Consider the following 12,642-nt stretch of genomic DNA (forward strand, 5'->3'; position numbering starts at 1 on the left):
ATTATGACAACTCCTAAACCAAGCCATTTGCGTTCTAATAATTCACAGCCACAGCAGATACTCGCCCGCCATGGCAAATCATTTTACTGGGCCAGCAAATTCCTTGGTGCTGACCTAGCCGAGCGTGCTGCACGACTTTACTTATTCTGTCGCTATGTTGATGATTTAGCAGATGGTGACCTTCCTGACCGGCATGAATCACTTGAAGATATTCGCGCACGTCTGGCTGGTGAAAATGTAGCTGCTGGACCCGAAATTGAAGCGTTTATTGAATTAGCTAACACACATAATATCCCACTCAGTGCAGCTGCTGAACTACTCGGTGGCATGCTTACGGACCAAAACCCCACAGCCGTAATTGATGAAGCCGAATTGCTTCGCTATTGCCATGCTGTTGCAGGTACCGTTGGACTGATGATGTGCCGCGTGCTGAACTGCAACGAACCCCGCGCCGACAGCTTCGCTATTGACTTGGGGATTGCAATGCAGCTCACCAACATCTCCCGCGATGTGTTAGAAGACGCACAGATGAATCGTCGTTATCTACCTGCTAGTTGGGCTAATTTTACCCCAGAACAGATTGCAGAGGCAGGTGTTAATTGCCAACAGCCAGTGGCACAAGCGATCGACCGTTTATTGGATCTGTCAGAGCAGTATTATGCCAGTGCACAGCTTGGCATACGCCTGCTACCCTTTAGGTCAAGGCTAGCCATCGCCATAGCACTGCGCGTTTATCGCCAAATTGGTTGGGTACTTAAACGCCGTAAAGTGGCTTGGTGGAAGGGCCGTGTAATGGTAACAGGTGTTGAAAAAGTGCTACTTAGCCTCCGCAGCACGGCGGATTTAAGACCAAAAAAGGTCCCCCCCCATCAAACTAAGCTACACCAACATCTACAGGGATTGGCCGGTGTCCATCCCAGCTAAAATTATAGAGCTAGATATCGCTATTATTGGTGGCGGCAGTTCAGGTATGGCATTGGCGACCAGACTAAATGGTTTATCGGCCACAGTGTTTGAACCAAAAACTGCGGCTGAGCGAGATTGTTGCTGGGCCTTTTGGGCACATCCACCGCAGTTAAAAGAGTTTAGCCAATCCATCCAAGGTAGCTGGGATCGATGGCGTATCATTGATCATAATGACGAAATTATTCACCACAGCAATCAATATCGCTACACCTGCCTGAGTGCAAAAAAACACCTAGAGCACTGCGAAACCAATTTAAAAAAATCCACAAGTCTAGTTAGATCACCAGTTGAGAATCTAGTGCCAAAGGGTAATGGTGGTCAATTTAATGCTAATGGTCAACGCTATAGCGCTAAAACTATTTATGATAGCCGCCCACCCACAATGGGTGAGAATAGTTTACGCCAACATTTTTTAGGGTGGGAGATAAGCCTTAAAGAACCTATGGAGAATGCTGATATCGCCACTTTGATGGACTTTCGCGTCGACCAATCCCGGGGGCTACACTTTATCTATGTGCTGCCCTATTCAGATCGTCATTTGCTAGTGGAATCAACTATGATTTCGACCCATCTAGAAGATAAAGGTTGGTATCGTAACGCCATAACAGGGTGGCTTGCTGAGCATAACATTCAGGTCAAATCTCAATTGAGAGAGGAGTATGGCGTCATTTCAATGGCAACAGAGCAGCCATATAACCCTGAGGTGAATAACATTGGGGCCAATGGTGGCGCCGTAAGGTTATCCTCTGGTTATGCCTTTAGCACTATTCAAAGGCAGATGGCGGAGTTGGCACAATCTATTAATGCAGGTCAACGCAACGTACCGAAGCCATTTTCAAGGCTATTAATGTTTATGGATAAGGTCTTTAATCGTGCTCTTAATGCACAGCCAGATCAGGGTGTTAGTTTTTTTATGGCGACGGCTAAAGCCCTTAATGCTGAGCAATTTTCGCTTTTTATGCTTGGCGACGCGGGTTTTCTCGAATGGGTAAAAGTAATGCAAGCTATGCCCAAATGGCCGTTTATAAAGTCAGCTCTGAGTCAAATTTTTAGCCATGACTAATATGGAACTAATCGCCATAAGCGCAGTGCTGCTTATTGGCGTACCCCATGGTGGCCTAGATGGCGCTGTAGCACGCCGTATCGGTTGGCCTAAGGGCTTAATTGCATGGTTTGGGTTTAATCTGAGTTATATTTTTCTGGCAGCTTTGGTAGTTTGGGTTTGGTCGCATTGGCCATTGCTGGGTTTATCAGTATTCCTAACAATTTCAGCACTGCATTTTGGCAGTAGTGATATTGCTAATACCCAAGCCACCATTGCAAAAAAGCTGTCCTATCGATGGCTGCCATTGACCGCCCATGGCGGTTTAGTACCTGTTGCTATTCCTAATCTCCAGCCCGACAGCGTGCAACCGCTTTTTACTCTTTTAGTGGGTGATGTGGGGGCAGATATGCTTATCAATGCTATCGGCATGCTTTTTTTACCATGGCTTGTATGCTTCGCTGCATACTTTGTCTATGCAGTTTTAATCCCAGTATGGCGGAAACCATTACTTAATCTAATAATAGTATTAATATTGGTATGGTTTCTGTCGCCACTCATCAGCTTTGCCCTGTATTTTTGTCTGTGGCATAGCCGCAGCCATACATTGCGCATATGGAGAAGCCTTGATAAAGGAAGTGAACGCCGGCGAAGTCTTATTGAAGCAGTCGCCTATAGTCTGATAGCCTGGATTACCACATTAGTAATTTTTATGGTCTTTCAGGAGTCTTTAACCACTGCACTGATAAAAATAACATTTATTGGTCTCGCTGCACTTACCGTACCACATATGTTATTAGTTGACCTGGCGGACAAACTAAAAAGGCAGAATCTATGGCTATGACTAGCTATAACCCTCCATAAAGGATTTGTTAACTGGCCACTGTAAGATGGGTTACCAATTCCGCAGTTTATGGCGCGCCGGTGCCAAGCCATCCAAACAGTTGAGGTGATTGGGCCTAGACACCTCAAGCCGAAAGACTTAATGCTCGCGTTTATCGTGTAAAACTGTTACCCGCTGCATGTGCCTTACTTTAGGTAAGTAGTCACAAATTGCATAGTGATGGGTAATGCGGTTATCCCACATGGCAACAGTATTCTTACGCCAACGCAAACGTACCTGAAACTCTGGCTTGGCCATATGTTGGTAGAGGTATTGCAGTATTCGGTCACTCTCGCCTTGAACTTCACCTATAATATGACGCGTAAACGACTGATTAATATTAAGGTATTTGAGCCCAGTCACGGGGTGGGTATCAACAATCTTATGCACTGCAGAACCAGTGCTTTTAAGGCCATCGTTTACAGCTTCAATACCCCCATTAAGATACAGGTCATTCCTAAAGGTGCCGATATCATGGATAGCCTCCATGCCTGCTAAGTAATCTTGCCACATTGAAGGCAACGCAGCGTATGCGGCGTTGGTGTTAGACCACATGGTATCGCCACCCACATCAGGCACTTCAATCGCATGTAAAATACTTGTGAACGGCGGGTTTGGCTTAAAGGTCAGGTCCTTGTGCCAATCATTAGTGTCTGGTTTGCTACCAGCACCACTTTTTAGCAACACAATGTTTTCATAACCCTCAATACTTGGGTAGATTGGGTGAGGCGGCTCTGGCTCACCAAAGCTTTTGGCAAAGGTTAAGTGTCCATCTGGTGTGAGGTTTTGATCACGGAAAAAAATAACCTTGTGCACTATGAGCGCTTCATAGATTTCATCACAATCTTTTGGAGTTAGGTTATTGAGGCAAATATCAGAAATTTCGGCACCTATAGCGGGGGTCACTTGTTCAATTTTCATTTACATTAATGCTCAAGTATTGTTTTTGGGTTTAAAGGGTACAGGGCGTGGAAAGCGCAAGCTAATATCAAACTTGGTAAGATCTAGTTTACAGCTTTGCGCTCATTCAGCCTCACTTCTGAGTGGGGCTATTACCTAGTAGAGATCAACGCAAAGGATACGCTGCCAGCAAAGCGACACTTTGTCAACTGGTTGCTAACTGAATAACGAGCTCTACAAACATTAGTAAAACTAAAGGCAATTTTATTTCACTGATTTCAACTTATAACTTGTACAATCTTAAACCCATGAGCACAATTAACAGCACCAACTAGTAATCTCGAGGTGCTGTTTTGGAGGTCCTATAGCTACTTCTGATTGTGTAAATCCATGTCTAGCCTTTTGCTTTTAATATGTATACCGAGCTTAGTAGGGGGTATGGTAGATAATTGCATAGGATATATTTTTCAGTTAATCTTTTATGGACTATGAGGATGTAAAAATGTCTTTGAAACTCGTTTACTTTAAGATGCGCGCTCTAGCAGAAGCTCCTCAAATGCTGATGAGATGCAATGGAATTGAGTATGACTATGTGATGGCTTGGGAGTATTTTGGAGATACTTGGGCCAATGCTAAATCACAATTAGTTTTCAATCAGCTGCCAATGTTAGAAGTGGATGGCAGGCACCAAATCTGCCAAAGTATTGCGATCTTAAATTTTCTTGAAAAAAAGGCAGGTATCCATATTGAAAATCCAATAGAAGCTGCCAAAGCTGATGCTATTTTGCAAAGTTCTCAAGAACTATTTTCTCCACTAAACCCAACGATAAACTTTGCAGTTGGAGATGATTTTGTTGCAAAGAGAGATGCAATGCGTCCAGCCTTGTCTGCTCGCTTCCAACAGTTACAGAACTGCCTGCTGGAAAATAGCTCAAAGTTCTTTACAGACAATACGCCCAGGGCCGCGGAATTTGCTGCCTTTCACCATTTGGACTTATCGAAACAACTTGATCCAATGCTAATCAAAGAATTCCCGCGATTAGAAGCCTTTACTGCAGCTATGACAGAACTACCCAAAATGGAGAACTACTTGAAGGGTCGGCCAGAGTTAATCGGCGTTGGCGAGTCTCCACAGTTAATGATAGACGGCATCGCTCACCCCACAGGAGTGCAACAAACGTAACACCAACGGACCGTAATCCAGTCATATGGTTCTAACAACTCCCAAAAACATGGAGCAACCAGATGGGAATATTAATAGACATGAAAGGCGGTTAGTTTTGTTACGTATTATTTTCTGGAAACTAGGGTTTGAATGGTCCATTTTTTTAAGGCTTATAAGACCTTGTAGTGATAAGCGGATCTATTATTTTGCTTTCGGCGCTAATCTAAGTCCTGAAATATTAAACCTAAGGCGTATCTCATTTTATGAAACCTTCGACTACGTTCTAGAAAATGCCTCATTAAATTTCAGTCAGCGTGGTTTTTATAAGGACCACGGTTACGCCTCAGCGGACGCCACAATGGGTGACCGAGTCTACGGCAAGATGTATCTGATCAGAGAAAGTGATGCAAAAAGGATGGACTATTTTGAAGGAGCGCCATTTTTAAAGGTTCATGATAAAATTTTCCAACAATACCAGGGTTCGCAGTTTTACTTTTACCGAGCAGTTACGCCCTCCAATAATCTCAAACCAACACAGGAATATCTGGATTATTTGACAACGGCTTATCGAGGCATGGATTGCGTTCCTAACCAGTATATTGTTTCCATGGCAGCAACAGAAGTTCTCAAAAAACTTGAGCCTCAAAATCAAACTGGCGTGTATGTGCGTAATTTAAATCACTGGCCTTCAGTTTTGCATCCACTGCTCATCAACTATGAAAATAATTGTCATCGTCTGGTTAAGGCACTCTGGAATAGATCATTGCTGGACTGGATGATAAGGATCTAAGTGACTGCTAGGTGTGACCAAGATACATATTTAGCCTAGCGTGTGTTGTAACATCTTATGGTGTAGTTCTCTCGCAGTTTAATGTTGCAACTGCTGAACTGCCGTTATAATCATTTCATCCAATCATTCAATGATGTACGTGTTTCCTAGTTTTTTCATTTTTTTAGGTTCCCATCTCGCATACATATTCCTCAGATGTGTTTTACGGCTCAGTATGGCAGCATATTAGTTGCTATATATTACCAAAATATTGACCACTGGGGTATAAATAATTTCGCTATATATGGTATAACTATCTATACCCTATTGGTACCTATGAGTTATACGATGTGAAATACCAACCTACTGATTTAGGGCGTCATTTTTTACGTGAGGGCTAGATGGAGAAAATAGCAACGAACAACTTTGAGTTGCCACAGTTAGAGCGTAAATGGGATAAGGGTGTTATTGACTGTGGCTGGGTAGCCGTGCCTAACTTGTTGCTTGAACATCAAGGACGTTTGCAAATTACCTCTTCCGAATTGAATGTGCTTTTAGCCCTGATGAAATTTTGGGTGGACGGCGCACACGCTGCCTACCCATCTATAAAGACAATTTCAAAAATGTTGGGAAAAACAGAGAAGACAATTCAAAATAATATCCGCTCACTATCACACCGGGATGGGAAGCCTAATGGCTTGGAGCGGCTCTTACCCCAAGATTGGACCGGATTCATCCGGGTTCATCGTAGAAAAAGTCCAGATAATAATGGGAATTTGACCAACCTATATAATTTTCAACCTTTAGTTCAAGTGCTGCATGCAATCGATGAGGAACAAAAAAAAGTTAAACAAGAGTTGCAGAGAAGGAAGCCAAGGATAATTCTCAATCCATTGTAGCCGCCAATAGACTTGACCTTCGGCAGGAGCCACCACTGCATTGATGAGGAACAAAATGCATTTTCATAACCCCTTCTCGACAGTGACTTTCGATACAGAATATAGATAATAAAACTATGGAAGTGTCAGGCATTCTACCGAGGTGTCTGAATCTATTCCCCCATCAATCCTGATCACCATTGTTCCAACCCCATTAAGAACTTTATCCTTCATTCCAACAGGTTTGCCTAATTTTTTAATGACGCAGCGAACCTCAGCACTGTTGTCCAAATCGTCAAATGCTACAGTTACATTGTGAAGAGTTCCCCCCGCTTGAGTGCTGTAGTTAGTGATTTCAAGGGCTAAAGCGTTGCTGGCAATAAAAGCTGCCATCGCCAGAATAATTTTACATTTCATCATTTATCCTCGGTTCGTCTGTAAGAATCCTACCACTCTAAATCGGTAATCACTAACAATCGGTGCAGCCACTCTAATAAGCAACGGCTAGACGCTTCCTGTATATTGGGAGTTTTAGTGTCCTTGTGTTAGTGCTTTGCAATACTCGGAGCCTACCCAATTGCGAGAGACTCAATTATGTGTGATGCTATCGTTACGTATAGGCCACTGTTTTTTGACTTTACCTCAGCGTTGAAATGAAATTAAATGTCCTTTATGAATAGAAGTGTAATTTTTTAAAATAAGTAATAGTCATGGGATTTGATTATCGGCTTGAAGCTATGCTATTTTTAGTTTGTTACTGATAGTACCGTCTAAAAAAGTCTTCAGGCTTTGAAGGTAATGTGAAAAAAAATCATTGGTGAAAGGGTTTAGTGTTTGTAGTCAACGCTGATTCACTAACACTGTTGAAGAGTTGTAACTTAAAGTAGGGTATTCGTAGACTAACTAAAAAGTGAGAATGTTATGCAAAATAATAAAAAATTGGCACTTTCATGTGCCTTGGCAACCAGTTTGGTTGCTGGAACGGCACAGGCCCAAGAGTGTGGTGAAATATCTATTACCGAAATGGATTGGGGCTCAGCAATCATTGTGACTCAGGTCGCTACCTTTTTGCTTGAACAAGGATATGGCTGCGATGTGACAATCATACCATCTGCATCTACACCGGCACTGGTTTCAGTTACGGAAACTGGTAAGCCAGACATACTGACCGAAATCTGGACAAACTCTGCGCCAGCCTACGTGCCACTTCTCGAAGCTGGTAAGATCAAGGAATTGACACCAGTTCTTTCAGACGGCGGTGTTGAGGGTCTGTGGATCCCAGACTATTTGGCAGAGGCTCATCCTGAGCTGTTGACCATCGAAGGTTTGTTAGCCAACCCAGATTTGGTTGGAAACAGAATGCATAACTGCCCTGTTGGCTGGACGTGTCAGGTTGTGGCTTCACAAATGGCCAAGGCCGGTGGCTTTGAGGCTGCAGGTATTCAAGATTTTGTCCATGGATCAGGCGAGACCCTCGCTGCGTCGATCGGTTCGGCCTATACTGCGCAGGAGCCATGGTTTGGCTACTATTGGTCACCCAGCACGGTTCTGGGAAAATACCCCATGACACAAGTGGATTTGGGTCCTCATGATCCTGTTGCACATCCCTGTAATGCTGATCTGGAATGCGATACGCCTAAGCTTGGATCATGGCCAAGTAGTGTTGTAACGACTGTGGTCACAGGGGCCTTTGAGTTGTCGCATCCAGCAGAAACTGACCTGATGCGCCACCTGTCTTTCAGCAACAAGATGATGAATGGCCTTCTCGCTTGGCAAGATGCTAATAATGCCACGGGACAAGAAGCGGCTGCTTACTTCCTATCAACGCAACAAGATGTTTGGGGCGGCTGGGTAAATGATGCAGCACGCGGAAAGCTTTCGGCACTCCTACAGTAGGCTATCCGACATGCAGTAAACCAATGAAGGCACACAGCATGTGTGCCTTCATTTTGCTCAGAGAATTAAAAAAATGGCATATTATGACAGCCTATTTAATGGTCTAGGATTAAGGGTTTGGTGTGACGCAGAGCCCGGTAGTGCAAACGTATCGATGGCCAGCCTGTTAGCTAAAACCAACCCAGACACTGCGAACACTGGGCCAGTTTTTCCGTTCCCGTCGATGGATGAACTCTATCAGGCGTGCTCTTCATTTCCTCAGTCACGAGACTTCACAGCGGCAGTAGAGACTGGGTTTCTTAACATTAAAGACGTCTTGAAATCAGTACTGGATCCACTTACCCAGCCACTGTCTTGGCTTCTGGAATTCGCCTTGTTCAGCTTTTTAACTACGCCCTGGTGGATCATTATTCCGTTGATATTATGGTTGGTCTGGTACGTCTGTCGTTCGGTCAATATCGTAGCTTTCGTAACCCTATCATTTGTGTTTCTAGGATTTATAGATCACCTAGATGCTGCACTGCAAACGCTTGCAATTATTACTGTCTGTACAGGTATATGTATTTTATTTGGGGTCCCAATAGGAATTGCTATGGCCAAATCCAATCCCTTAGAAAGGGCCTTGATCCCATTGCTTGATCTGCTTCAAACACTGCCAACATTTGTGTATTTGATCCCGCTGATCTTCCTGTTCAGCGTGACTGAGCCAAAACTCTACGGCATTGCGATTATTGTCTATGCCATCGTGCCAGTGATCCGGCTTACTAACCTGGGGATTAGGCTCGTTGATCAAGATGTTGTTGAGGCGGTCAACGCCTTCGGTATGTCGCCCAAGCAGAAACTGCTTGGGGTTGAGATCCCGCTCGCAATGCCCAATATTATGGCGGGGGTAAACCAAACTATAATGATGAGCCTCGCTATGGTGGTGATCGCATCGCTGGTTTCTGCACCTGGTTTAGGTGTTCTTGTACTTCGGGGTATTCGTAATCTTGAATTGGGAGTTGGTCTGATCGCAGGACTAGGTATTGTGCTGCTGGCTGTTATTCTCGATCGAGTGTCAAAGGCGGCGATTGCCCGCGTATCTTCCGGTCAAACATATAGATAGGTAGGTACTTATAATGGCTCAGGCCCCCAAAATTCAAATTCGTAATCTATATAAAATTTTTGGTTCCGATCCTGCTTCTGCACTGGAACAGGTCAAGGCAGGCATGGGAAAGGATGAACTGCTTGCAAAGACTGGCCATGTGTTGGGTCTAGAAAACATCTCAATCGATATTCGAGAGGGTGCCATTACCGTGGTAATGGGGCTGTCTGGATCTGGCAAATCAACGCTTATTCGCCACATTAACAGATTGATCGAGCCAACTGATGGTCAAGTGCTGATCGATGGTGAGGACGCGCTCTTGTTAGGGACGGAAGCGTTGCGTGAGAAGCGCCGCACAGGCATGTCCATGGTGTTCCAGAAGTTTGCACTCCTTCCTCATCGCTCGGTACTTGATAATGCCGCACTAGCATTGGAGGTGCGTGGCATAAGTCAAAGTGAGCGCCATAAGGAGGCGTATGTTTGGCTCGATAGGGTGGGACTTGGTGGCTATGAAAATCACTATCCGCATCAACTCTCTGGTGGCATGCAACAGAGGGTTGGTCTTGCCCGTGCACTAACGTCAAACTCGGATATCATGCTAATGGACGAAGCATTTTCTGCTCTCGATCCTTTGATACGCAGTGATATGCAAAAGCTGCTGCTTGAGTTACATGTAGAATTAAAAAAGACCATCGTGTTTATCACCCATGACCTCGATGAAGCCCTTCGATTGGCTGACCACCTCGTTATTCTAAAAGATGGTGCAGTTATTCAGCAGGGCGAGCCCCAGAGCATTTTAACAACACCAACTGATCCCTACATTGAGGCTTTTGTAAGCGACATTAACCGTGCGCGTGTTTTGCGGGTCCGTTCTGTCATGACGCCTTTGAACCAGGAAATCACCTATGCGGGCGATGTCGGCCCAGACGATACTCTAGAATCTCTAATCACCCTCTCTGATGGCAATACATCGTATAATTTTAGGGTTGTCGAAGGAGAAATCCCAATTGGTCAGATTGACATGAAGGATCTGGTTAAAGCCCTGGTTCCTAGAGTGTCGGCAGCAGAACACCAACCGTTATAGACAGACAAAAGGTGTGGATTTTTTATGAATATCCAAGACCGATTGATCAAACAGCCGTCGAATGTCCCTTTTTCGATGTATGACGCCTTTACTGATGTGCCATATTCCGGTAGCCAGGCGGCTATTGTCCTGCATGCCTCAGATATCTCCATCCCAAATCGGGTTCGAATTGCACGTGAAATTGGAGCGCCAGCCACTGTGTTTGTAAACGCCATCAACCATAACAGGGTTAAGGTCCAATTTTTCTCTACTGTCATGGAGTTACCGATGTGTGGGCATGGGACGGTTTGTCTGATAACGCAACTGGTTGCACAAAAACTATTACCCTGTGAGGGCAATGGGTGGTACAAGGCGGTTCTTGATCTGCCTAAAGGGGAGGCGACAGTGGAGTGTCGCCGGACGAAGGCAGGAAGAGTAGAAGTTATGTTGGATGTTGCAGAAGCACAATTTGCAGCAGTGAAAATCGATCTGGAAGAACTGGCTGGCATATTAGGTGTTAGTATTGAGGACATGTCTAACGAATTGCCACCAGAAGTCGCCACTGGCGATTTTATTCACCTCTGCCTTCCAATGCGTGATCTTGACGCGATGCGCAAACTTCAGCCTGATTTTTCAGCCCTTGCTAAGTTCTGTGTATCCAACGGATTGGACACAGTGGCTAGTTTTTCAACCGAGGTCGTAGATCAAACTTGCAATGTTCACGTACGGGATTTTTGTCCAGCCGTTGGCGTGGCTGAATCAGCTGCGGCTGGCACCACAAATGCAGCTCTATCGACCTATCTTTTACAAAAAGGGCTGGTTCAGCCAAGTGATGACGGAAGCTTGCAGGTCCGGGCTGAACAAGGAATAGAACTTGGCCGCCCCAGCCGTGTGACAACACGGATCAAAACACAAGGTGGTCATATTATTCGATTGCAGGTGGGTGGTTTAGCCAGCTTGATCGTCGACGGTATGCTCAATGTTAAACTGGATTCCTTATGACAAAGACGTTGCAAGAAATTCTCGTTTGGGACGCTCATGCAGGACTGTTTCCATCACCAGACATGGACCTTAATATCCTTGAGGACTGGCGTAAAGACGGTGTCAATTATCTGAGCGTCAATGTTGGATTTGACGTAATGTCACGTGATGAAACGTTCGCGACGCTTGCTGCCTATCGGCGTTGGTTGCTGGCGCATTCCGATAGATTTTTATTGGCTGGAAATCTTGCTGATATAGATCATGCGCATCGCACTGGGCGCCTTGCCATAAGCTTTGATATCGAAGGCATGAATGCGTTGGGAGGTGATATTAATATGGTTGAAGTTTATCACACCCTTGGCGTGCGTCAGATGCTATTTGCCTACAACTTAAACAACTTAGCAGCCGGTGGCTGCCATGATGTCGACATTACCCTGACTGAGTTTGGCATCGATATTTTGACTGAAATGAACCGCGTTGGGATGATAGTGGACGCAAGCCATACAAGCTACCGAACTAGCATGGACCTGATTGAGCGTTCAAGGACGCCTGTAGTGTTTTCACATTCCAATCCAACGTCAGTTTGGCTACATCAAAGAAATATCAAAGATGAACAGATTAAAGCCTGCGCTGCTAAAGGTGGTGTTATAGGTTTAAATGGACTCGCAATTTTTGTTGGTAACAACGACTCAACCTCTGAGTCATTATTAATCCATTTATTTCGTCTAATTGATCTGGCTGGGCCAGCTCATGTCGGGCTTGGCTTTGATTATACTCCAGATGTTTCCGTTGATCTTGGTGCTATCCTGCGAGCGCGGCCAGATTACTGGCCCAAAGGCCAACAATACGATACACCTAACATTGAACATGCCGGTCCATCAAAGATTCCAGACCTAGTGAAGGGCATGCAGGCACGAGGTCTTTCTGAGTCTGAAATTGGAGGTATTTTGGGTGGAAACTTTACCCGTGTCGCCCATGCGAGTTGGATACACTGAGGCCCCGCATTGTATTCGAC

Annotated in this window: 13 protein-coding genes; 11 read left to right on the forward strand and 2 right to left on the reverse strand. The window is 44.9% G+C overall.

Translation table 11 applies throughout. The annotated features are described in order from the left end of the window. Nucleotides 1-3: 3 nt before the first annotated feature. The 3 genes from ABXT70_RS13595 to ABXT70_RS13605 are packed head-to-tail and all read left to right on the forward strand — an operon-like array spanning nt 4 to nt 2,852. The gene (locus ABXT70_RS13595; RefSeq protein WP_443641000.1) at nt 4-924 is read left to right on the forward strand and encodes a phytoene/squalene synthase family protein; all 921 of its coding nucleotides are present in this window, start codon (nt 4-6) and stop codon (nt 922-924) included. Then, nucleotides 908-2,029: a lycopene cyclase family protein gene (locus ABXT70_RS13600; protein ID WP_443641001.1), complete on the forward strand. Its 1,122-nt coding sequence runs from the start codon at nt 908-910 to the stop codon at nt 2,027-2,029. Before ABXT70_RS13595 ends, ABXT70_RS13600 begins: the two co-directional genes overlap by 17 nt. Then, nucleotides 2,022-2,852, forward strand: a complete 831-nt coding sequence (locus ABXT70_RS13605; RefSeq protein ID WP_443641002.1) for a Brp/Blh family beta-carotene 15,15'-dioxygenase — start codon at nt 2,022-2,024, stop codon at nt 2,850-2,852. Before ABXT70_RS13600 ends, ABXT70_RS13605 begins: the two co-directional genes overlap by 8 nt. Before the next feature lie 138 nt (nt 2,853-2,990). On the opposite strand, the gene ABXT70_RS13610 is transcribed toward ABXT70_RS13605, so the two are convergent. Continuing rightward, the gene (locus ABXT70_RS13610) at nt 2,991-3,812 is read right to left on the reverse strand and encodes a TauD/TfdA dioxygenase family protein (protein ID WP_443641003.1); all 822 of its coding nucleotides are present in this window, start codon (nt 3,810-3,812) and stop codon (nt 2,991-2,993) included. Nucleotides 3,813-4,293: 481 nt separating this feature from the next. Between ABXT70_RS13610 and ABXT70_RS13615 the strand changes: the two genes are divergently transcribed. The 3 genes from ABXT70_RS13615 (at nt 4,294) to ABXT70_RS13625 (ending at nt 6,624) form a co-directional block, all read left to right on the forward strand. Continuing rightward, a complete protein-coding gene (locus ABXT70_RS13615; RefSeq protein ID WP_443641004.1) occupies nt 4,294-4,974 on the forward strand; it encodes a glutathione S-transferase family protein in 681 nt (226 codons plus the stop codon). A gap of 97 nt (nt 4,975-5,071) precedes the next feature. Beyond that, a complete protein-coding gene (locus ABXT70_RS13620; RefSeq protein ID WP_443641005.1) occupies nt 5,072-5,746 on the forward strand; it encodes a gamma-glutamylcyclotransferase family protein in 675 nt (224 codons plus the stop codon). A 380-nt stretch (nt 5,747-6,126) separates the two neighbouring features. Beyond that, nucleotides 6,127-6,624 (forward strand): helix-turn-helix domain-containing protein, encoded by a 498-nt coding sequence (locus tag ABXT70_RS13625; RefSeq protein ID WP_443641006.1) that lies wholly within the window; start codon nt 6,127-6,129, stop codon nt 6,622-6,624. 114 nt (nt 6,625-6,738) lie between these two features. Here ABXT70_RS13625 and ABXT70_RS13630 read toward each other — a convergent pair whose 3' ends face one another. Continuing rightward, on the reverse strand, nt 6,739-7,023 hold the full coding sequence (locus ABXT70_RS13630) for a hypothetical protein (protein ID WP_443641007.1): 285 nt from the start codon (nt 7,021-7,023) through the stop codon (nt 6,739-6,741). A gap of 501 nt (nt 7,024-7,524) precedes the next feature. Between ABXT70_RS13630 and ABXT70_RS13635 the strand changes: the two genes are divergently transcribed. The 5 genes from ABXT70_RS13635 to ABXT70_RS13655 all read left to right on the forward strand — a co-directional run bounded on the left by ABXT70_RS13635 (nt 7,525) and on the right by ABXT70_RS13655 (nt 12,622). Further along, entirely contained in the window at nt 7,525-8,499 is a 975-nt protein-coding gene (locus ABXT70_RS13635) for a glycine betaine ABC transporter substrate-binding protein (RefSeq protein WP_443641008.1), read from the forward strand. A 73-nt stretch (nt 8,500-8,572) separates the two neighbouring features. Beyond that, a complete protein-coding gene (locus ABXT70_RS13640) occupies nt 8,573-9,604 on the forward strand; it encodes an ABC transporter permease (protein WP_443641009.1) in 1,032 nt (343 codons plus the stop codon). A gap of 13 nt (nt 9,605-9,617) precedes the next feature. Continuing rightward, entirely contained in the window at nt 9,618-10,667 is a 1,050-nt protein-coding gene (locus tag ABXT70_RS13645) for a quaternary amine ABC transporter ATP-binding protein (protein WP_443641010.1), read from the forward strand. Between the two features lie 75 nt (nt 10,668-10,742). Next, nucleotides 10,743-11,648, forward strand: a complete 906-nt coding sequence (locus ABXT70_RS13650) for a PhzF family phenazine biosynthesis protein (protein ID WP_443641011.1) — start codon at nt 10,743-10,745, stop codon at nt 11,646-11,648. Continuing rightward, nucleotides 11,645-12,622, forward strand: coding sequence for a dipeptidase (locus tag ABXT70_RS13655; RefSeq protein WP_443641012.1), 978 nt, complete (start codon nt 11,645-11,647; stop codon nt 12,620-12,622). Before ABXT70_RS13650 ends, ABXT70_RS13655 begins: the two co-directional genes overlap by 4 nt. Nucleotides 12,623-12,642 lie beyond the last annotated feature (20 nt).

Origin of the sequence: Candidatus Njordibacter sp. Uisw_039 (assembly GCF_047730075.1) — a bacterium.
GTDB lineage: Bacteria > Pseudomonadota > Gammaproteobacteria > Pseudomonadales > Balneatricaceae > Njordibacter.